Source organism: Erwinia sp. SLM-02, from assembly GCF_037450285.1.
In the GTDB taxonomy this organism is placed as follows: domain Bacteria; phylum Pseudomonadota; class Gammaproteobacteria; order Enterobacterales; family Enterobacteriaceae; genus Erwinia.
Map to the genome: position 1 here is coordinate 224,692 of NZ_JAQISN010000005.1, position 21,281 is coordinate 245,972.

Annotated in this window: 22 protein-coding genes and 1 riboswitch; of the genes, 16 read left to right on the forward strand and 6 right to left on the reverse strand. The window is 60.4% G+C overall.

What is annotated here, in order from left to right; all coding sequences use genetic code 11:
* Positions 1-3: 3 nt before the first annotated feature.
* From PGH32_RS22185 to PGH32_RS22235, 11 genes are all read left to right on the forward strand, one after another.
* Positions 4-1,503: an FGGY-family carbohydrate kinase gene (locus PGH32_RS22185; RefSeq protein WP_314419008.1), complete on the forward strand. Its 1,500-nt coding sequence runs from the start codon at positions 4-6 to the stop codon at positions 1,501-1,503.
* 12 nt (positions 1,504-1,515) lie between these two features.
* Positions 1,516-2,529, forward strand: a complete 1,014-nt coding sequence (locus PGH32_RS22190) for a hypothetical protein (RefSeq protein ID WP_314419009.1) — start codon at positions 1,516-1,518, stop codon at positions 2,527-2,529.
* 83 nt (positions 2,530-2,612) lie between these two features.
* A complete protein-coding gene (locus PGH32_RS22195) occupies positions 2,613-3,500 on the forward strand; it encodes a sugar-binding transcriptional regulator (protein WP_314419011.1) in 888 nt (295 codons plus the stop codon).
* Between the two features lie 4 nt (positions 3,501-3,504).
* Positions 3,505-4,467, forward strand: coding sequence for a LysR family transcriptional regulator (locus PGH32_RS22200; RefSeq protein WP_314419013.1), 963 nt, complete (start codon positions 3,505-3,507; stop codon positions 4,465-4,467).
* A 288-nt stretch (positions 4,468-4,755) separates the two neighbouring features.
* The gene (locus tag PGH32_RS22205) at positions 4,756-6,225 is read left to right on the forward strand and encodes an NAD(P)/FAD-dependent oxidoreductase (RefSeq protein WP_337895170.1); all 1,470 of its coding nucleotides are present in this window, start codon (positions 4,756-4,758) and stop codon (positions 6,223-6,225) included.
* Complete coding sequence (locus PGH32_RS22210; RefSeq protein WP_337895171.1) at positions 6,222-6,704, forward strand: hypothetical protein; 483 nt, start codon at positions 6,222-6,224, stop codon at positions 6,702-6,704. Before PGH32_RS22205 ends, PGH32_RS22210 begins: the two co-directional genes overlap by 4 nt.
* Positions 6,701-7,267, forward strand: coding sequence for a peroxidase-related enzyme (locus tag PGH32_RS22215; RefSeq protein ID WP_337895172.1), 567 nt, complete (start codon positions 6,701-6,703; stop codon positions 7,265-7,267). The genes PGH32_RS22210 and PGH32_RS22215 overlap by 4 nt, the downstream gene beginning before the upstream one ends.
* A gap of 42 nt (positions 7,268-7,309) precedes the next feature.
* Positions 7,310-8,047: an amino acid ABC transporter ATP-binding protein gene (locus PGH32_RS22220; protein WP_314419020.1), complete on the forward strand. Its 738-nt coding sequence runs from the start codon at positions 7,310-7,312 to the stop codon at positions 8,045-8,047.
* A gap of 21 nt (positions 8,048-8,068) precedes the next feature.
* On the forward strand, positions 8,069-8,887 hold the full coding sequence (locus PGH32_RS22225) for a transporter substrate-binding domain-containing protein (protein WP_337895173.1): 819 nt from the start codon (positions 8,069-8,071) through the stop codon (positions 8,885-8,887).
* Positions 8,888-8,970: 83 nt separating this feature from the next.
* The gene (locus PGH32_RS22230) at positions 8,971-9,663 is read left to right on the forward strand and encodes an amino acid ABC transporter permease (protein WP_337895306.1); all 693 of its coding nucleotides are present in this window, start codon (positions 8,971-8,973) and stop codon (positions 9,661-9,663) included.
* Positions 9,664-9,676: 13 nt separating this feature from the next.
* Positions 9,677-10,369: an amino acid ABC transporter permease gene (locus PGH32_RS22235; protein ID WP_337895174.1), complete on the forward strand. Its 693-nt coding sequence runs from the start codon at positions 9,677-9,679 to the stop codon at positions 10,367-10,369.
* Positions 10,370-10,509: 140 nt separating this feature from the next.
* Here PGH32_RS22235 and PGH32_RS22240 read toward each other — a convergent pair whose 3' ends face one another.
* A complete protein-coding gene (locus tag PGH32_RS22240) occupies positions 10,510-11,112 on the reverse strand; it encodes a LysE family translocator (protein ID WP_337895175.1) in 603 nt (200 codons plus the stop codon).
* A gap of 183 nt (positions 11,113-11,295) precedes the next feature.
* Between PGH32_RS22240 and PGH32_RS22245 the strand changes: the two genes are divergently transcribed.
* On the forward strand, positions 11,296-12,162 hold the full coding sequence (locus PGH32_RS22245) for a DMT family transporter (RefSeq protein ID WP_337895176.1): 867 nt from the start codon (positions 11,296-11,298) through the stop codon (positions 12,160-12,162).
* 40 nt (positions 12,163-12,202) lie between these two features.
* On the opposite strand, the gene grxB is transcribed toward PGH32_RS22245, so the two are convergent.
* The 5 genes from grxB to PGH32_RS22270 form a co-directional block, all read right to left on the reverse strand.
* Positions 12,203-12,838: a glutaredoxin 2 gene (grxB, locus tag PGH32_RS22250; protein ID WP_337895177.1), complete on the reverse strand. Its 636-nt coding sequence runs from the start codon at positions 12,836-12,838 to the stop codon at positions 12,203-12,205.
* 250 nt (positions 12,839-13,088) lie between these two features.
* The gene (locus PGH32_RS22255; RefSeq protein ID WP_337895178.1) at positions 13,089-13,781 is read right to left on the reverse strand and encodes a DUF421 domain-containing protein; all 693 of its coding nucleotides are present in this window, start codon (positions 13,779-13,781) and stop codon (positions 13,089-13,091) included.
* 127 nt (positions 13,782-13,908) lie between these two features.
* Positions 13,909-14,343, reverse strand: coding sequence for a VOC family protein (locus tag PGH32_RS22260; RefSeq protein ID WP_337895179.1), 435 nt, complete (start codon positions 14,341-14,343; stop codon positions 13,909-13,911).
* A gap of 58 nt (positions 14,344-14,401) precedes the next feature.
* A complete protein-coding gene (locus PGH32_RS22265; protein WP_337895180.1) occupies positions 14,402-15,760 on the reverse strand; it encodes a porin family protein in 1,359 nt (452 codons plus the stop codon).
* A gap of 104 nt (positions 15,761-15,864) precedes the next feature.
* Positions 15,865-16,617 carry a Slam-dependent surface lipoprotein gene (locus PGH32_RS22270; RefSeq protein WP_337895181.1) on the reverse strand — a complete coding sequence of 251 codons (753 nt, stop codon included), beginning with the start codon at positions 16,615-16,617 and terminating at the stop codon, positions 15,865-15,867.
* 412 nt (positions 16,618-17,029) lie between these two features.
* A riboswitch (TPP riboswitch) is annotated at positions 17,030-17,154 on the forward strand.
* A gap of 99 nt (positions 17,155-17,253) precedes the next feature.
* Between PGH32_RS22270 and PGH32_RS22275 the strand changes: the two genes are divergently transcribed.
* From PGH32_RS22275 to PGH32_RS22290, 4 genes are read left to right on the forward strand one after another with little or no spacing between them, the layout of a single operon-like run.
* Positions 17,254-18,339 (forward strand): LuxE/PaaK family acyltransferase, encoded by a 1,086-nt coding sequence (locus tag PGH32_RS22275; RefSeq protein WP_337895182.1) that lies wholly within the window; start codon positions 17,254-17,256, stop codon positions 18,337-18,339.
* Positions 18,336-19,784, forward strand: coding sequence for an acyl-CoA reductase (locus PGH32_RS22280; RefSeq protein WP_337895183.1), 1,449 nt, complete (start codon positions 18,336-18,338; stop codon positions 19,782-19,784). The genes PGH32_RS22275 and PGH32_RS22280 overlap by 4 nt, the downstream gene beginning before the upstream one ends.
* The gene (locus PGH32_RS22285) at positions 19,774-20,535 is read left to right on the forward strand and encodes an ABC transporter ATP-binding protein (RefSeq protein WP_337895184.1); all 762 of its coding nucleotides are present in this window, start codon (positions 19,774-19,776) and stop codon (positions 20,533-20,535) included. The genes PGH32_RS22280 and PGH32_RS22285 overlap by 11 nt, the downstream gene beginning before the upstream one ends.
* On the forward strand, positions 20,532-21,281 hold the full coding sequence (locus PGH32_RS22290) for an ABC transporter permease (RefSeq protein WP_337895185.1): 750 nt from the start codon (positions 20,532-20,534) through the stop codon (positions 21,279-21,281). Before PGH32_RS22285 ends, PGH32_RS22290 begins: the two co-directional genes overlap by 4 nt.

Consider the following 21,281-nt stretch of genomic DNA (forward strand, 5'->3'; position numbering starts at 1 on the left):
ATTATGTCTGCATCCTACTTACCTCTCGTTCTCGCCATCGATGCCGGTGGCACCGCCGTTAAAGTCGCGCTGTTTGACAGCGCGGGACGTCTGGTCAGCCATCGCAACGCCGAAGTCACCACCGAACACTACCCGGATGGCCGGGTAGAGCGCGACGGTAACGCCTTCTGGCAGGCCACGCTGACCGCCATTCGCGACGTGCTGGAGGGCGACACCGCCGCACGGGTGGTGGCCGTTGGCTGTACCGGCTTCGGCAACGGCATTTTCCTCGTTGACGAGCACGGGCAGCCCACCCGTCCGGGCATCGTCTCGGTGGATCATCGCGCCCAGCCGATCGCCGATCGCACTGTTGCCGCCGGACAGGACCGGGCGCTGAGCGATGAAAACGGCCACCGTCCCTGGGGCGGTCAGACGCTGATCCAGCTGGCCGGGCTGGCGGAAAATGAGCCGGCGGTGATGGCGAAAACCCGCTGGGGGCTGGCCTGCAAGGATTTCATCCGCTTTTGTCTGACTCAGGAGGCGCTGACCGATCCGTCCGACGCCAGCGGCGGCGGGCTGATGAACCTGAGCCGCCAGGACTATTCGGCTGAGGCCTTCGATCTGCTGGGCCATCGCCCGCTGACGGAGAAGCTGCCGCCGATCGTCAACAGTTCCGCCATCGGCGGGCGCATCAGCGCAGAGATTGCCCAACTGACCGGGCTGCGCGAGGGCATCCCGGTCGCCGGCAGCATGATGGATGTGGCCTCCTGCGCGCTGGGCGCGGGCGTCACGTCGCCGGATCGCATGGTGTTTATTGCCGGCACCTGGGCGATTAACGCCATCGAAGTTCCGCGCCCGATAAGCGAGAACTATCCGCTGCTGAATATGCTCTACCGCGACGGCGCGGCCCGGCTGGTTGCCGAAGGCAGCCCGTCATCGGCCGCCAATCTGGGCTGGTACCTCAAACACGCGCTGGGCAACCGGGTCAGCGTGGACGAGGCGATGAACATCGCGGCTGGCTGCCCGGTCGACAGCCAGCGCTGCTTCTTTATGCCGTATATCCACGGCCCCGATCCCTATCAGGGCAGCTTTATGCGCCTGCGCGCCACGGACAACGAGGCTTCAATGATCCGCGCTATCTGCGAAGGCGTGGCGTTTGAGCACCGTCGCCACGCCGAAGCGCTGCTGGTTCACACTGGCGGAGCCTGGCCGGAAGCCATCCGTCTGACCGGCGGCGCGGCGCGTTCACCGCTGTGGGCGCAGATCTTTGCCGATACCTGCAACCGCCCGGTTGAGGTGGTGGATACGCCGGAGGTCGGCGCGCTGGGTGCGGCGATCTGCGCCGCCGTGGCGGGCGGGATTTATACCTCGCTGGAGCAGGCCACCGCTGCCATGAGCCGCATTCTGCGCCGCCATGACCCCGTTGCCGAAAACGTGGCGGTACTGCAGGCCCGCTACCGGGAATTCACGCGCCTCGACCAGGGAATCAAAGCGCTGCTGGACGTTCAACCTACCGATTACTGAGAAGGGAATAAAATGAGTTCGTTACTACCGTTTGAAACCACACGATTTGCTGAAAAGATCGATCGTATCCGCCGCGGTGAATACCGCCCCGGAGACTTTATGCTGGCCGATGCCAAAGACGGCGATCTGGCCGCAGGCGTCACCGCAATGGGCTACCGCCGCGACGGCAGCGGTGCCGCTGTGGGGTTACGCACCCGGCCGGAATTCCACCGGCAGATCCGCGATCTGATCCGCCAGGATACGCTGGATATTATGCTGACCTCTACCGCCACCATGGAGCAGCTGAAGGAAGAGGGCGCTTTCGAGGGCAGCCGGATGCTGGCGGCGTTTCGCGGCAATGAAGCCACGGATGCCTGGGTCGGGCTGCGCGGCGGCCGCTACCGCGAGTTTGCGCCGCTGCCGTATCGCGGCGCGGCGCTGGAGTTTGCCAGCGCGCCGATTTGCCTGTACTCGCTGACGTGGATCAATGATGCACGACACGATGCCGCCTCGCTGGAAGCCTACGCACGCTTCCGCGCTGACGCCCGCTCGCACGGAATTATGCACTTCCTGGAGGTGTTTAATCCGAACGTGGACACCGGCCTCAGCGCGCAGGAGACTCCGGCGTTTATTAACGACTGCATTATCCGCACGCTGGCCTCGCTGACCCGTGCAGAGCGCCCGGAGTTTCTTAAAGTAGCCTATAACGGCCCGCAGGCGCTGGAAGAGCTGGTCAGCCACGATCCGTCGGTGGTGGTGGGCGTACTCGGCGGCGGGCAGGGGACGCATCGCGATACCTTTGAGCTGCTGGCGCAGGCCGAACGGCGCGGCGGCAGGCTGGCGCTGTTTGGCCGCAAGATCAACGGCGCGGAGCATCAGCCGACTATGGTGAACTGGATGCGCCGGGTGGTGGATCGCGAAGCCACCTCGCTGGAAGCCGTGCGCGGCTATCATGCGGATTTACAACGATTAGGCCTGCGTGCCGATCGTCATCTTGAAACCGATAGCGAGATAACGGAAGATGTGCTCCGGTCAGATTTAACCTAACCAGGAGCAAGGATATCAAGACGCAGCCCAAGAGTACGTCGCCGTCAGACAGGATCATTGCCGAAGCGGCATGGCTCTATTACGTGAAAAACCTGACGCAAAGCGAAATCGCCACCCGCATGAAGCTGTCCCGCCTGACGGTGATTAACTACCTCAGGCTGGCCAAAACGCGGGAGATTGTCTCGGTACGGTTAAGCGGGGAACACTTCCGCACCAACGATCTTGCCGACCGTCTTGCGGAACGTTTCTCTCTGGACGATGCCTTTGTGATCCCCGCTGACGGCCTGTCGGACGAAAGCCGGTTTAACGAAGTCTGCGAAGCGGCTGCACACGTCCTGCTTGATTTCCTTGAGCCTGGCGATCAGCTCGGCGTAAGTTGGGGTTCCACGCTGAGCCTGATCTCGGACAAGGTGCCGTACTGGCCGATTGAAAATCTGACGGTACGGCAGCTGATCGGGGCGATGTCCAACCCGCTGCTGCCCACCGCCGAACGCTGCTCGATTGAAATCGCTCACCGGCTCAGTGCGTTATGCGTCACCCTGAATGCGCCGGCCGTGTGCAGCAACAACGAGCTGGCCCGCCTGCTGCGCGAAGAGCCGATTATCGCCGGGCAGCTTGAGCATCTGACCCGCTGTAATAAAGCCATTTTCACCGTCAGCCCCTGCACCCCGGACGGCCACGTCACCCAGTTTAAAATCGTTACCGAAAAAGAAGTTGAACGCTACGTTGCCCACGGCGCGGCGGGGATTATTGCCGGCCGCTTTATCGACAGCGCAGGGCAGCCGCTGCTCGGCGAGGTGGACGATCGCGTGATCGGCATTGAGCTGGATACCCTGCGCCAGATGAACGGCCTGCTGGTGGCCTCGGGGCTGGATAAGCTCACCGCCATCGTTGCCGCGCTGAAGGGCGGCTTTGCCAACACGCTGGTGATTGATACGCTGCTGGCCGAAGCCATTCTGGCACAGGAGTGAAGCCGTGACGCCACTGCAGGATTTGGATTTAAAGCAGCTGGAAGCCTTCGCCGCGGTGATTTCCGCCGGAAGCGTGACGGCGGCGGCGAAAGCGCTGGAGCGCTCACAGCCCGCTGTTTCACGGCTGATTCAGGATCTGGAGCAGTCGCTGGGCTATCCGCTGTTTATCCGCAACGGGCCGCGCATCCATCCCACCTCGGAAGCGCTACAGCTGCATCAGTACGTGCAAAAAGCGCTGCTGTCACTTCAGCAGATCCGCCTGCGGGCGCAGGAAATCGGCAGCCAGCAGCATCGCCCGCTGCATATCGCCGCCACGCCCGCGCTGGCTGCGGGGCTGCTGCCGCTGGCGCTGGCTTCGCTGAGCCTGCAAAACAAGGTGCAGATTATCAGTGAATCCGCCGAGCACACGGCGCACGCGGTGATCTCCGGCGAAGCGGATATTGCGCTGTGCAGCCTGCCGCTGGAGCACCACGCGGTGGAACTGCACTGGATCGGTCAGTCGCGCTGCGCGGTGGCGCTGCCGCAGGACGACCCGCTGGCGGCGCAGCAACAGGTCACGCTTGGCGATCTGGCCGGGCGGCGGCTGATTGCGCCATGGAACCCGCTGCGCCTGCGCGGCCGCTTTGAAAAAGCGCTCAAAAAACTGAAGACGCCGCTGCACGAAACCATTGAAACCAACTCCTCTGCCAACATCCTGGCCTGCGTGCGCGCCGGGCTGGGGGTGGCCATTCTGGAGCCGGTGACCGCCTGGGGGATGCCGCTGGAGGGTGTTGTCATCCGCCCGCTGGAGGAGGAAATTCCCTATTTTTTCGGGGTGATCACCCCGCAGGGGCGGCCGCTTCCCAGCGCCGCACAGTCGCTGGTCACCGCGCTGGCTACGGCTGCCGCCACGCTGCTGCCCGCTTTTCAGCAGCTGCCCGCCGCTGAGCACCCGCGCGTGATGCGGCTGATCAATCAGGACAGCTGATCGTCAGACGGCTCAAACTTGATTGAATTGGGCCGTTCCTCACTCCCTTCCTTCCGGCCTATATATCATTTTCGGCATAAGATATAAGAAATCCGTCGTTCGAAATGCAAGCACTTTCTTGACACAAATCATGGTGCGGAGGATTATCCAGCGATTACGCATGATTATGTGAATATCTGATTATTAGCGCTTAATCATGCTTTATTTGAATAATAGAAGTGCCGCTCTCCGGGCTTTTGCAGGCAGGCTGCCCACCGCCCGGGGGAGACAGCATTCAGGAAAATAACCATGACGCATTCTGCTGCATCAGCAACGGCAATCGGCCTGCAGGCTCTGGAAGAGCGGCTTCAATCCGATCTTGAACTGCTTGAGCTTCCGGCAAAATCCTGGGTTCCGCCGCAACGCCTTCACGGTGAAGCCGTGCGCGACGTGGTGGTGATCGGGGCCGGTATGTGCGGCCTGGCGTCCACGGCGAAACTGCTGTTCACCGGCATCAGCAACGTGGTGGCCTATGATGCCGCTCCGGCCGGGCAGGAAGGGCCGTGGATCACCTTCGCCCGCATGGAAACCCTGCGTTCACCGAAAACTCTGCACGGCCCGGCACTGGGGCTGCCACAGCTGACTTTCCGCGCCTGGTTTACCGCCCAGTGGGGCGCAGAAGCCTGGCAGGAACTGGATAAAATCCCGAAAAGTCAGTGGATGGATTATCTGGTGTGGTATCGCCAGGTGCTTGACCTGCCGGTGCGCAACAACGTTCGCATTACCACCATTACCCCGGTTGACGACCTGATTGCGCTGGATCTTACCGGTGCGGAAAGCGGCCGGGTCTACACCCGCCGGCTGGTGCTGGCGACCGGCCGCTCCGGTCTGGGCGGCGCGGCCGTTCCCGACTTCCTGCAGGGCGTCGATCGCCGCTTCTGGGCGCACTCCGCTGACGATATCGACTTCACGGCGCTGGGCGGTAAAAACGTGGCGGTGATCGGCGCGGGCGCATCCTCAATGGATAACGCCGCGACGGCGCTGGAGGCGGGTGCCGCCAGTGTGGATATGCTGATCCGCCGCCCTGAAATGCCGCGCATCAATAAAATGACCGGCATCGGCAGCCAGGGCGTGGTTCACGGTATGCACCGCCTGGCGGACGAGTGGAAGTGGAAGTTTGTTGACTACACCTCCGCTTCACAGACGCCGCCGCCGCGCTCATCCACGCTGCGCGTTTCCCGCCATCCGCAGGCGCACTTCTATCTGAACTGCGGCATCGTGGCGGTGCGGGAAGCGGGCAACGGCCTGGCGATTACCACCACCCAGGGCGAGAAGCATTACGATTTCCTCATCGCCGCCACCGGCTTTGCCAACGATTTTAACGGCCGGCCCGAATTTGCCGCCGTTGCGCCCTATATCCGCAGCTGGTCCGACGGGCGCTACCGCCCGGCAATGGGAACTCCACGCGCCAGCATGCTGGAAGCGCCGGACCTCGGGCCTGATTTCGAATTCCGCGAGAAAGTCGCCGGAACCTGCCCGCAGCTGGCCCATATCTACTGCTTTAACGATGCCGCCATGCTGACGCACGGCAAGGTATCCGGTGATATCCCGGCGGTCAGCGCCGGAGCCGAGCGCCTGGTTCGCGGCATTACCGCCTCGCTGTTTGCCGAAGACGTCGCCCGCCATTACGCCAGTTTACAGGCTTACGATAACCCAGAACTGCAGGGCGATGAGTGGGTGGATGCCTCGCCGTTGCTGAAAAAGGAGAATGCGTTGTGATTGACGCCATAGACAAAGCCGCCGGGCTTTCCCCTGACGATGCGCTGTTCAGCGCCCGCCGCTTTCGTGCCGAGTTCGTTGAAGGCGCGGAGGCGTGCCGCCGTTCCGTGCTGATGCCCGAAAACGATCTGGGACTGAATGCGGCGCTGCGCCTGGCGCTGGCCCGCCGCATCGCCGCGCTGAACAACGATCTGCCGCTGATCGCCGAATACGATGCACTGCTGGCAGACACTCAGCCAGACGATTCCCTGCAGGCGCTGGCCGCCGGTGAATCTGCGCTGGCGGAGCCGCTGGCAACCCTGGCCCACCACAGCGACCTGATTACCCGCACGCCGGACCGCGCCGACGCCGACGCAATTCGGCGGCTGGAGCAGGCCGGTCTGAACAATCCGCAGATTGTCGCGCTGTCCGAACTGATTGCCTTTGTGAATTTCCAGACGCGCGTCACTGCGGGTCTGCGCCTGATGAGGTCTGCATGATCCCGTCCGTTACCCTGAAACCGCTGAGCTGGCACCCGCGGATCGCCCCGGTTGAGCTGGCCGACGCCACCCCGGAACAGCTTGCTGCGATGCAGGTTACGCCGTCGAACAAAAAAGTGTCGGAGTACGTGCGCACCCTGGCCCATGACCCGGAAAGCTACGTGGCCCGCACGCTGCTGTTCAACGCCATTATGTACGTGGAGGGCGGCCTGGATCGCGCCGACCGCGAACTGGGCGCGCTGGGCGCATCGCTGGTCAACGGCTGTAAATACTGCGCCGTGGTACACGCCCGCCGCCACGCGCAGCTGCGCAAAGATAACGCCCTGGTCAGCGCCCTGTATTACGACCGGGCTGACCAGCTCGGTCCGCGCGATGCGGCCATCTATCGCTTCGCCCGCCGCCTGTCGGTCACGCCGTCGGAAGCCACGCCGGAAGATGTGGCGGCGCTGCGCGAGGTGGGCATGGACGATCGCGAAATTATCGATCTGATCCACGCCACCGCCATTTTTGGCTGGGCGAATCGCCTGATGCACGTCCTCGGCCATGCCGGGGTGGAAAAATAAACCCGTTCTGCGCCCGGCACAGCCGAGAGGACACTGAATTCCATGCTTGAACTTAACGATATTACGCTCTCCTACGGCAGCACCCCGATCCTGAAAGGCGTCAACCTTGCGGTCAATCGTGGCGATGTGGTGTCGATAATCGGCCCGAGCGGCACCGGTAAAACCACGCTGCTGCGCTGCATTAACTCTCTGGCGAAGCCGTCGTCGGGCAGCATCACCTTTGATGATATCCACATGGATTATCGCTCGGCGAATAAGGCGGCAATTCAGGCTATCCGCCTGCGTACCGCCATGGTGTTCCAGCAGTTCAACGTCTTTAAAAATATGACGGTGCTGGAAAACGTGATGGATCCGCTGATGGTGGTTCAGCGCAAATCGAAAGAGCAAGCGCGGGAAATCGCCCGCCAGGAGCTGGATCGCGTGGGCCTGTCGTCCAAACTCGACAATTATCCGTCGCAGCTTTCCGGCGGCCAGCTGCAGCGTACCGGCATCGCCCGCGCGCTGGCGGTGCGCCCGGATGTGATCCTGTTTGATGAACCGACCTCATCGCTGGACCCGGAACTGGTGGGCGAAGTGCTGAAGGTGATTAAAGATGTGACGTCTTCCGGCATTACCTCGCTGCTGGTGACGCACGAAATGCAGTTTGCCAAAAGTATCTCTAACCGGATTGTATTTATGGATCAGGGCGTGGTGGCTGCAGAAGGCAGCCCGGCGGAGATCTTTGATAACCCGTCCACGCCACGACTCGCGCAATTCCTTAACGCTGAACGCATCATCTAATAATTAAAAGGAAACGAAGACATGCCTGCATTCAAAACTGTTTTACGCCGCCTGGCCCTGCCGGTTGCCGTCACGCTGGCGATGACCGCCGCCGGAGCCAGCTATGCGGAATCCGTCCGCACCATCAAAATCGCCACCGCTGCAGAATCCAAGCCGCTCTCCTGGGGCGCAATCGGCGTGGAGCCGCAGGGCTACGAGCCGGACGTGCTGAAGGCGGTTAACGCCAAGCTGCCGCAGTACAAATTTGTGATGGAAGGCGCGGCGGATATCGCTCAGGAAACCGGGCTGGTCACCGGAAAATACGACATGGCGACCGGCGGCTATTACAAAGCGCCCGCGCGCAGCAAGCAGTTCCTGATCCCCGACAGCCCGATGGGCGCCAGCCTGATGAAGATCTACAGCCGTAAAGACGACAAGATCGAAGATATGAAATCGCTGGTCGGCAAGAAAATCGTGCCGGTCACCGCCGGCGGAGGCGTGTATAAGTTCATCACCCAGTGGCAGCAGGAAAACCCGGGCGACAAGATTGATATTAAAGCCTCCAGCGCCGGGATCCCATACCCGGACCGCCTGAAAGAAGTACAGAACGGCAAGTACGATGCGCTGATCCTGCCTTCAAACCTCGGCGAGCAGACCGTTATCGACAACCAGAAGCTGAACATCGTGGCCAGCGAGCCGGTGGTCATCAACAATACCTATGCGCTGATCCACAAGTCCGATGAGAACAAGGCCCTGAGCGAAGACATCAGCAAAGCGCTGAAAGAGCTGAAGGAGGACGGCACGCTGGATAAGCTGTCGGTGAAATGGTTTGGCGAAGACGTCAGCAAGTACATCAAGTAACGCCGCCGCTTTAACCCAGGGTTTCAGCCGGATACGCCGGCTGAACCTGTATTCAGGAGTAGTGTAACGTGGATCTCGCCTCCATGATTCCCGAGCTGCTGTCGGCCCTGCCGCTGACGCTCGGGATTATGTTCGTCGCCATCATCGTCGGGTTTTTCCTCGCGCTGATCGCCACAACCCTCCGGGTTTACCGGATCCCCGTGGTCGGCCAGCTGGCCGACCTGTACGTATCCTATGCCCGCAGCGTGCCGGTGGTGCTGCAGCTGTTCGTCGCCTTTTACGGACTGCCGCTGGTGACATCACTGCTTGGGCTGGGCGACGTGTTCTCGGCCAACGTGGCGGCGATGATCGGGCTGAGCCTGTATCACGGCGGCTATCTGTCCGAGGTGCTGCGCCCGGCCTGGCTGGCCGTTGAACGTGGACAGCACGACGCGGCAGACAGCCTCGGCTATTCGTTCCGGCAGAAAATGTTTCGCGTCATCGGCCCGCAGGCGGTGCATATCGCGCTGCCCGGCTACGGTAACGCAATCATCTACCTGATCCACAACGTGGCGCTGGTGATGTACATCGGAGCCGCCGATATTATGGCAACGGCGCACCTGATTATGGAACGCGACTACAACCAGTATCAGTTCGGCACCTATCTGGTGCTGGCGGTGATCTACTCGCTGCTGTGTCTGGTGGCCTGGCTTATCGTGCGCTTCTTTGAAGGCCGCCACGCGAAGTACAGCTCAAAAACGGCCGCTTCGAAGGTGAAGTTCACGGCGAGTCTCTGACCGGGAGAGAATGATGTTTGATATCGATGTACTGCTGCCGGATTTCTGGAGCATTCTGGACGCCGTGCCCGTTACGCTGGGGATGGCGGTGCTGATTTTTATCACCTCCACGCTGGTCGGTGGCCTGTTCGCGCTGGTGGAATACCGGCGCATCCCGGTGCTGCGCCAGCTGGTGATTGCTTATAAGGTGGCCTTTAAGGGAATGCCGATGGTGGTGGTGATTTTCCTCGCCTACTACGGCCTGCCGCCCGCGCTGCATTTTGTTGCCTCGGTGCTGAACGTGGAAGTGAACGCCCATTCCCTGCCGAACTGGGTAATCATCATCGTGGCGCTGACCGCCTGCGTGTCGGCGTTTCAGGCCGAGGTGGTGAAGGGGGCGCTGAACTCCTTCGACAGCGGCCAGTCCGATGCCGCGCACTCGCTGGGCTACAGCAACTGGCAGCTGTTCCGCCGGGTGATGTTCCCGCAGATTATCGTCTCGGCGATACCTGACCTGGCGAACTCGTTTATGGTGATTATGAAGGCGCTGTCGTTGGCCTTTGCCATTGAGGTGGTGGATATCTTCGCCCAGGCGCAACTGACCGCCGCACTGAACTTCTACTACCTGGAAGCCTTCGCCATTGCGGTGCTGTTCTATATGGTGATTGCATGGGTGGTGACCAGGGTCGCCGATAAGATTGAAGCGGCGCTGCGGGTCAGAACGTAACTTGCTAATCGTTCCGCTTAGAAAACACCGCTGGCGTTGTGCTGGCGGTGTTTTTATTCCGACACAGTAAAATTCACGACCTCTGGCAGATGCACCTCAGCAGTAGTTGCATCTGCAACGGTAGCCGTAGCAGAAATCGCTCAGTGAAAAGCCGCCAGAACTGAAAAGATAATTAACAGCGCACCACCGGCAATATTCACGGTTTTTTTAATCTTCACCGGATCGGCTTTGCTGGCGGAGAAAATCAGTAAATAGCTGGCAGCCATCAGCCATAAACACATCACCGCGATATGCACCGACGCCAGAACGAGATAATCGGTTATGTCGCCCTGTCGCCCCGCAAACTGCGACACCACGGTCAGATAAAACACGATGGCCTTGGGGTTGAGTACGTTCGCCAGCCAGGCACTCTTTAGCGTGATGGCCCCTTCACCGCCGCTGAAATCCTTCGCGTCCGCTTTTAAACCGCTGCGGATCAGCTGTACCCCGAGCCACAGCAGATACAGTGTCCCGGCCACTTTCAGCACGCCAAACATCGCGGGGGAGGCCACCAGAACGGCCGTCACCCCCAGCCCGATCAGTAGCGCGTGGGTATAAATCCCCAGCGCGGTGCCCACCAGCGTGCGAACCAGGCCGCTGCGGCCACCGGCGAGGGCGCTGTTCATCGCCAGCGTAAAGCTGGCTCCGGGTGACAGCGCAACGGGCAACAGGGCGGGGAGAAAACCTGCCAGATTAACATCCATCAACAGATCCTGTTTCAATTAGATTTTAGTGAATTAATATTTTCGCTCGATATATAAAGCGGAAGAAAAATTCCATACAATTTACCGGTATCACGTCTCATCCCGGCATGAGGGCGGGCGAAAGCCAGCATTGTCCCACACCAGCAAAGCAGACATCACTTTTCAACGACTTAAGGACTGAACATGTCGTCACGGCAGGGCCACGCAGATATCTTTTTGGTATGCACCACGCTGATTGCCGCATTCGGCTGGATCTGTTCCAGGGAGGCGGTGTCCGGCATGCCGACCATGGCGTTTCTCGGCCTGCGTTTCCTGCTGGCCGGCCTGCTGCTGCTCTGCTTTTGCAAACGAAGCGAATTAAGACAGGCTCTGCACCACCGTCGGTCGGTCCTGATCAGCGGGCTGCTGCTGGCCTGCTGTATGCTGCTGTGGATATACGGCGTCGCCACCACCCGATCGCTGGGGGAGGGGGCGTTTATTATGAGCCTGTCGATGCTGTTTGTTCCGATTGTGGCGTGGGTGATCCTGCAGGCTCGCCCGTCGGCGTCATTCTGGATTTCGCTGCCGGTCGGGATGGTAGGTCTGGGGCTGCTGACCCTGAAAAAGGATATCGTATTCGAACCCAGCCAGTTCTTTTTCCTCGGCTCGGCCATCCTGCAGGCCATCTACTTTTGCTATAACACCAAATACGCCAGCTTTGTTTCCGTGCGTCCGCTGGCGTCCTTCCAGCTGATCTGTACCGGCGTTATTGCTTCCGTACTCTCCCTGCTGCTGGAAACCTGGCCGCCGCAGGTTGCGCTGTCCACATGGGGGTGGCTGGCCGCCAGCGTGCTGATCGCCACCAGCCTGCGCTTCTGGTTACAGCTTAAAGGGCAGAGCATGACCAGCGCCGCCAACGCCGCGCTGATTATGCTGCTGGAGCCGCTGCTGACCGTGGTCGCCGCCGCACTGTGGTTTACAGAGATGATGAGCCTGCAGCAGATGCTGGGCTGCGCGCTGATCCTGTTGTCGCTTCTCTATTATCGGATGAGGGCGGGCAGAACAAAATAAGGCAGCCGCCAGCCCGCACGTGCAGGGCCGAAAGCGTGAATCAGAGCGCTTTCTCAATAAACAACGGTACCTTGCTCAGCGCAGAAACCTTCTGCAGATAGGCTAAACAGGCCGGACTGAACGGGAAATCTTTTACGATGCTCAGGCTGTTCAGCACGGGGAAAAGAATAAACTCGGTGGTCGATACCTTACTGAAGTTTTGCAGATAAGGTTCGATATCGGTCAGTTTTTCCACCGTTTCAGCAATAAACGCCTCGCTCTGCGCCTGCAGCTCTTCCAGATTCCCGAACGCGTTGATTTCGCGCTGGGTATAGGCCGCGCGGGCTTCTGCCGTTGCCAGCTCGGCAAAATCAGCGCGGGTAAAGCGCGGGATCGCCAGCTTATAAATCGCGCCGGACGCCTGCTTGCTCCACTCAACAATCGCTTCGTCCGCTGGCTCTGCCGCCACGCGTTCGCCCTGCAGACCATCAACGTAATGCACGATATCCATGCTCTCCGGCATATAGGTTCCGTCATCTTTCTCAAGGATCGGCACTACTTTTTTACCCACCATCCGGGTTGGCGTTTCCACATCGCCTTCCATAATCACCGACAGCTCAACGGGCTGATTTTTAAAACCAAAAATCATACGTGCGCGGTTACAGAAAGGGCAGTGCTGATAGATATGTAGCTTCATCGTATTTCCCATGGTTGATTCAGAAAAATGTCTGCGGCCTGGTAATTTAGTATCACCATCGCACTGAGCTAAGTTATACGAGGTTCTGGTGATTAATCACAACAGACTATCGCAAAAAACGCTGATTTTGAGATAGTTGAAAGATTTCAGTCTGTCTCTACTTTTTTGATTCTGTTCCTGATTGCCACAAGGCACGCACGTTCGAGTTCACGTGTATCGATAACGTTAGCAACTGAACTCTCATTAACTGCTACTGCGCGCGTCGGGTCGCCAGTGCTGCCGACCACAACGCATTTTTGCAGCGGGGGCAGGGCGGGCTTTCACCGCCGGTGATTTGCCCAGTTTGTCCACAGCGGGTACAAGCATATAACCCCGTATCGGGCACCCGGGTAAACGCGGGTCGATGCTCCGGCGGCAGCACGCTGAGGCCGGGGCGCACGTCCTGAGCATCGAAATAATACAGGCTCAGCTGCCCGTCCAGTTCAATCAGCGCCAGCCGCACCTGGCCGAGATGTTCAACGCCGCTCTGGCGCAGCTCCATAAAGAATTCATCTTCGGAGATGTTCAGCCCGTCCAGGCTTTTCAGTTCGTAGAGGCCGTTAACGATCAGCGTAATGACCTCGCCCTCGATCAGCTTCGACAGCTTTTCACTGTGGGCAATGCCCCAGGTGGTCAGGCGATAAAGCAGCAGCAGAACCAGGAAAACCACCAGCACCGGCAGCACCGGCACGTCGTCATAAAAAGTGACATCACCCGACGCCGAACCCAGGGTTAAAATCACCACCAGCTCGAACAGGGAGAGCTGCTTGATACCTCGTCGCCCGGACACCTTGAGAAAAACAAACACCACCACATAGGCAATCAGCACCCGCAGGCTGACCTCAATCAGAAAAGAAAGCGGTTTATCATCAAGAAGAAATCGATGCCAGTCGAAAGCGTCCATTTACGGTCGTCACCTTGCTGCGTCGGAGAAGAGGGAGTGACATAAGCATAGTTGAGGGAGTGTTCAGCGGTTTATTGCATTAAGAATACACGGCAATTATCGCCGTGTATTTATCACCATATAAACCCTAGCGACCCTCACCATCAGGCCGATGGTGAACGTATTCTACGACCGTGCCATCAGGATGAACGGCATTAAACGCTGCACCGGTCGGCACGACCTGAAGTGGAAAAACGATCGTGGCGCCGGCAGCAACCAGTTTGTCGTACCAGGGCTGAACGTCATCTACCAGCAGCGTGCCGGTTGTGGAAGTGAACGGAGCCAGCGCGTCATCGCTGCCTTCAATCAGCAAAAAAGCGCCGACCATCGCCAGCCTTAAGCCCGCCTCCGGGAACGGGAATCCGCCATCCGCTCGGGTTGATTGCAGATGCTCGTAAAAGGCCACGCTGCTTTCCAGTTCTCCGGGTTTAACAAAAACCCGGATCAGCACGCGCGGCGTTTTAAGTGCAGAGGTGTCGTTGCGGTCACGCCAGAGATGATTGAAACCACGTAGTGTCGTCATCGATTTTTCCACCTTAGCCGTTAATCGCCGCGCATAACGCCGGGCGGCGATCGGTTTGTCAGAAGTTTTTATCCAGCGAAATACTGATATTGCGCTGATGGTAGTCGTAAAAATCGATGTTACTGTTTACCCGTTTGTAGGTGAAATTCAACTTTGGCATAAGACCAAACAGGTCGAGATCGCGGTGCCAGACGGCCAGGCTGTAATACTGCTCGTTGTCCCTGCGCCGGATGGAGAAAATATCGCTGTCCGCTTCGTACTGACGGCGGGAAAACGCGCCCATCGCGGAGAAAGATAGTTTCCAGGGCAAATCAACCTGGGCGCCGGTACGCAGCCCGATGCGGCGGTTATTCTCGCTCTGCGTCAGCGTCTGCTGATCCAGCAAGTCCACGCCGCCAAACAGGGAAACCCGCGAGTTCAGCGCGTGGGAAAGGGTGGTGGAGGACAGCCGGTTATGGCCGCGCAGGAACGCATAGTCGCCGTTGTCATAGCCGAGTTTCTGATACTCCAGCGCCTGGCTTATCTGCCAGCGGGGAGAGAGCAGAGTGCTGTATTCCGCACGCACGCCGGGGCCGGAGGAGTAGCTTTCGGTGCCGTACCAACGCTGTTCATAGAACGGTAAAACGGCGAACTGCTGGCGGAAATCACGCCACTGATAGCCAGCGTAAACGCGCCCGGTGACGTCGTCAAAGCGGTGGTTGTTCCAGTAGCTTTTGCCATACACCGTGCCGAGGAAGCGCAGACCGTGCTGATTATACAGCGCCACGTCTTTTTGCAGCGCGCCGCTGAACTGCACGCCCTCACCGCGCTGCGGCAGGCTGTCTTTATTGCGGATAAACAGGCGATCGCCGATGCGTACGGTGTCCCCCGACGAGGCGTTATTCACGTTGCTGTCGTTAAGATAGCTGAGGCTGAAACTCCCCGTAAGCGGGCTGCCCTTGTGAATACGATCCAGGTACTGGGCGATAATCTGCTGAACATTCTCCGGCGGATTGCTGCTCAGCACCCGGCGGAACTGATATTCCGCGGCGTCGGTCTGCCGGTTTTCATACATCGCCCGCGCCAGTTCCAGCCGCACCGCAGCAAAATCGGGGTGGGCGCTGAGTATCGCGCGGTAGTGTTTTATCGCCCGATCGTACTGCCCCTCGCTGCGGGCCAGACCCGCGCGGGCAAAGTGAATCAGTATCTCGTCCGGCTGCGGGGACGCGGCGTAAACCGGTAAAATCGCGCGCACGATCGGCCACTGGCCTTCGTGGACGGCCTGGTCCAGCATCGCTCTGGCCAATTCAGGCTGAGCCGCAAGATCGCTGTTGTTGATGCGCTGCGTACGGCGGCTGTCGCCTGTGGTAGTCGGCTGCGCAAGCCGCTCCAAATGACTGGCGGCGGGAAGATACTGGGTTTCAGGTGGTGCGGCCAAAAGGGGGCTGACCGGGCACAATAATCCCAGCACAGCTAAAGCCCGGACTTTCATAGAAATTACCATCACAGGAAAACCGGCCAGGCGGGCTGGCCGGAAAGGGATTATTTTTTCGTCGCACCAAACGAGGTGTTCTTGGTGGCGTCGTTGAACTGCGCGATGCCACCCAGCTCTTCGGCTGCCGGACCGTTAAAGTGGCCGATAAAGGTGCCGTTCTCGCCGCCGGACTGGGCGTCACCGCTAAAGCCGCCGTTGCTGATTTTGCCCTGCATGGCGACCGCACTGCCGTAATCGGCACCGGCGGCGATGTTGCCGTTAATGGTTTTTGCCGCGAAATCGACGTTGAAGGTGGCGTCGCTGCGGGTGCTTTCGCGCATGCCGCTACCGGCATAGGTCGCCGTGCCCTGAGTCGGTACGTTGGCCGCCAGCGTGGCATCGCCGGTGTAGAACACGTCATGCGTGCCCTTTTCAAAATGCGTCCAGGTGCCGTAGGTGGTGTAGCTCATCGTGCCGCAGCACCAGGACGTGGCGGAAACCTGGGTGCCGTCGGTGCGGGTCAGCATCTGGGTGAATACGCCAGTCACGACGAGACCCGGTTGGCGCATGGTGTATTCACTGCCGTCCGGCGTGGTGTAGGTGTAGCCGGAAATTGTCCCGCCGGTGGCGTAGCTGGCTGCCGGTGAAGTGGGCAGCGTTGGGGTGGTGCCACCGTTATTCTCGCCGCCGCTGCCGTTGTCGGTTTCGCCCGGCGAGGTGGTGACCGGCGGTGCGCTGTCGTCGCCACCGCCACCGCCGCCTCCACCGCAGGCGGTGAGGGCAATAACAGAAAGTAACAAGGTCGTTTTAAAGTTGAACATTAATGAAAGCCCTTTGTTTGTAATAATCCATGTCTTTTTACGTCTTTTTGTATACATAAAGTTACACGGAAAAATTGGTCCTCCCATATAAATAATGCTTACCTGACAGCATTATGAGAATTATCCGAACCTGGCAACGCAATTAATTAAACAGGGAAGCGATAACTCACGAAAAGTGAAGGAGTTGATGAGGTTGAAGACAGAATCAAGGCAGGAATAATCTTATTCTCTGTTTAATAAAATAAACACATCCGTCACCAGAAATATATTATCCATAACCTTCCGGAATTAATTCCCCACCCTGTTTCATTCGCCAGCCGCAGAGAAACGTAACCTTGAGCCTCTTAAACCCGACAGTTTGTGACGAATTGTAATCACCTTGACACCCGGTCCACGCGCGCCCTAGACTGCGCCTTGTTCCAAGGGGTGCCCTGTCAGGGGGCTGAGATTCCACCGGTTTGATACGTTCAAACAGCGTGGTGACCCTCCGAACCTGATCCGGCTAATACCGGCGTAGGGATGCGGGACAATGGGTGCCCACACGCCCTTTTTCCATCTTTGTGCTTTGCAGCGGACAGATCTCGCTCTCCATGCGTTACCGGGGAGCCGTTGCACAATACCAGGATGGAAACGGACATGACCGAAGCGGCAATCATTTCAGCCTTACTGACCTTTCTGCAGCGCGACGATACCACCGACGCCGACTTCAACCGGCTGGCGCTGGATATCTTCAGCTATCAGTTTGAACACAATCTTTCCTATCGTCGCTTTGCCATCCAGCGAGGGCGCACCCCGCTGACGGTAAAAAGCTGGCAGAAAATCCCCGCCGTGCCGATCACCGCCTTCAAGGATCTGACGCTCAGCTGTCGCCCGGTGGAAGAAATCTCCACGGTGTTTATGACCAGCGGCACCACCGGCAGCGTGCGGGGCCGCAGCTACCATCCCACGCTGGAGGTGTGGAAACAGTCAATGCGCCTGAACTTCCGCCGCCGCTTTATGGCCGGAACGGAACGCATCCGCATGGGGATCCTGTTTCCGGATAACCGCGCGCTGCCCAACTCTTCGCTGGCGCACTATCTAACCCTGGCGGTGGCGGAATTTGGTACCGCGGACAGCGAGGTGCTGGTCAGCGCCGACAGCGGGCTGGAACTGCCGCGCCTGTTCGCCGCGCTGGAACATGCGGAAAGCACCGGCGAACCCTATGCGCTGCTGGGGGCCAGCTACAGCTTTGTCCACCTGCTGGATGAGATGCAGCGCCAGCAGCGCCGCTTCCGCCTGCCCGCAGGCAGCCGAATTCTGGATACCGGCGGGTTTAAAGGCCAGTCGCGGGAAATTCAGCCGGACGAATTCTATGATGCGCTGACGGACATGCTTGGCGTACCGCGCAGCCGCTGCATCAATATGTACGGCATGACCGAGCTGAGCAGCCAGTTCTACGACGACGGTAACGCCGTCTGCCCGCCGGTGAAATCCGGCCCGCACTGGATCCGTTCCCGCGTGGTTAATCCGCTGACCGGAGAGGATGTCCCGGAGGGGGAGATTGGCGTACTGGTGCATCACGATCTGGCGCATTTTAACTGCGCGGCCGCCATCCTGACCGAAGATGCGGGCGTGAGGGTGGCAGGCGGTTTCCGGCTGCTGGGCAGGGTGGCCGGGACGGATGCCCGGGGCTGTTCGCTGGCGATGGAGGATTTTCTCCGCGCGGCGCAGGTGACGCCGTGAGGGAGGTCGCCGGTTATCTGCCGGGCCTGGACGCCAGCGAGGTGCAGTGGCGCAGCCTGCACTTCAGCCGCGAGGGCGAACGCCTGGAAGTCTGCGTACCGGAGCTGACCGAAGCGCAGATTGAGGCGCTGTCCACGCACATCCGCCGCCATGCCCGCGACTACCTCAGCACGCTCAGCGTGGTGCAGATCGTGAGCATCATCGACCGGGCGGTGGCGAAGCTGCTGGACCGCAGCCATCCGCTGCGTATCCGTGCCGAACGGCTGCTGCCGGTGGTCACCGGCTATGACACGGAGACGATCCGCCTCGGACTGACCGGCTACCTGAAAACCTTTCGCCAGCCGCAGCTGAAGCGGTTTCTGGCCGAGGATTTTGCCGCTCCGCAAATGCTCGACGATTTCCAGCCACGGCCGAAAGGCGGCTTTGCCCGCGCGTACGGCCCGTCGCTGCTGCTGCATATCTGGGCCGGAAATGTTCCGGGCCTGCCGCTGTGGAGCCTGATCGGCGGCCTGCTGGTCAAGGCCGGAACCCTCGGCAAGCTGCCGGGCAGCGAGCCGCTGATGGCCGGCTGGTTCGCGCAGCTGCTGGCGGAAGTCGACCCGAAACTCGGCGACTGTCTGGCGGTGGTCTGGTGGAAGGGCGGCGAAACGGCCACCGAAAACGCCTGGCTGCGGCAGGCGGATACCGTGCTCGCCTACGGCAGTAACCCGACCCTGGCGGCCATCCGGCAGCGGCTGCCGGTCACCACGCGATTCTTGCCCCACGGCCACAAAATCAGCTTCGGGCTGGTTTCACGCTCGGCGCTGGACAGCCGTAAAGGCCCGGATCTGGCCCGCCGCGCGGCTTTTGACGTGATGCGCTACGACCAGGCAGGCTGCTATTCCCCGCAGATGCTGTTCGTGGAGCGCGGCGGCGTGCAGTCACCGGAGGAGTTTGCCGCCTGTGTTGCCCACGCGCTATCCGCCCTGGAACGCAAATACCCGCGAGGCGCGCTGACGCTGGCTGAACAGAACGCCGTTGCCACCTGGCGCAGTGCGGAGGAAATGCGCGCGCTGAGCGGTGACCGCACGCTGTTTGGCGATCCGGCCGACGGCTGGGCGGTCGTGTACACCCATCAGGCTGAACCGCTGTCGCCTTCTGCGTTCGCCCGCACGGTGAAAATCGTGCCGGTTGACTCGCTGGACGAGGTGACTGGCCTGATCGCCCCGCAGCGCCGATTTTTGCAGACCGCAGGCGTGGCAGCCTCGCCGGAAGAGCTGTTCGCTATTGCCGGGCGGCTGGGGCAGGCTGGCGTCACCCGCATCGCCGCGCTGGGTGCCATGACCTCGCCGGAGGCGGGCTGGCATCACGATGGCCGCTTCAGCCTGCTCGACCTGGTCACCCTTACCGAGATCGACGGGGCCGCCGACGCCGCCAGCGAGGAGTACGCCGCCTATGCCGACTGACGCTGACGCTGCGGCGTTTGTCGCGATTGACGAGGTGCGTTTTTCCCACGGCAGGGCGCAGCCGGTGGTGGATCGGGTCAGCTGGCACATCCCGCGCGGTGCCTTTCACTGCCTGGTTGGTCGCAGCGGCTGCGGCAAAACGACGCTGCTGAAACTGACGGCCGGACTGCTTTCGCCGGACGCAGGCCACATCCGGGTGAACGGGCGGGCGCTGCACGGCCCGGATCCGTCCACCGGCTTTGTTTTTCAGTCACCGACGCTGCTGGCGTGGCTGAGCGTGCTGGACAACGTGCTGCTGCCGCTGGCCCTTAAGCGTCAGCAGAAGCAGGGGGTTGAGAAAGCCAGAGATCTGCTGAACCTGCTGGGCATTGGCCACCTGGCGGAGCGCTTCCCGCACCAGCTGTCCGGCGGGCAGCAAAGCCGGGTTGCCATCGCCCGCGCGCTGATCGGTGACCCGCACCTGCTGCTGCTGGATGAGCCGTTTGCCGCCCTCGATGCCCTGACCCGCGAACAGCTGCAGGACGACCTGCTGGTGCTCTGCAACAGGCAGCAGATCGCCGCGCTGTTTGTCACCCACGATATTGCCGAAGCGGTGTATATGGCGGACCGCGTTGCGGTGATGGGCGAAGGGCGGGTGAACGACGTGCTGGACATCGACCTGCCCAGGCCGCGCGGCAGTGATATTCGCTACGGCCAGCCCTTTAACGCTCTGTGCCGGCAGCTGCGCCACGCCATGGACAGTCTGCGATGAAGGCCAGACTCTGCGCGATCCTGCTGCTGCTGATCCTGCTGGCGGGCTGGGAGCTGGCCTGCCGCACTGGCGGGATCTCCCCGCTGGTGGTCCCCGCACCCGGCCAGGTTTTCCAGACCCTGTGGCAGGAACTCGCCAGCGGACGGCTGTGGCCGCATATTTTCACTACCGCGCTGGAGATGTCTCTCGGCCTGGCGCTGGGCTGCGCGATCGGCCTGCCGGCCGGTATCGTGCTGGCTGAAGTCGGCTTTCTGCGGCGGCTGCTGCATCCGTATATCGTCGCCAGCCAGGTGATCCCCAAACTGGCGCTCGGCCCGCTGTTTATTATCTGGTTCGGCTTCGGCATCACCTCAACGGTGGTGATTACCGCTCTGATCTGCTTCTTCCCGCTGATGGAAAACACCGTCGCTGGCCTGACGCGGGTCGATCCCGCCCGTCTTGAGCTGTTCCGCATGCTCGGGGCGACGCGCCTGCAAACGCTCTGGCGGCTGAAGCTGCCCACCGCGCTGCCGGTGATCCTCGCCGGTATGCGTGTAGCGGTGGTGTTGGCGCTGGTCGGGGCCGTCGTCGGTGAATTTATTGGCGGCCGCGCCGGGCTGGGGGCGTCAATTATTGCCGCGCAGGGGGTGATGGATTCGGCGCTGATGTTTGCCCTGCTGGTTGTTATCACCGTTCTCGGAATGCTTTTTTGTCACGCCGCGCTGACGCTGGAACGCGTTCTGCTGCGCCATCACAGGAACCATTAA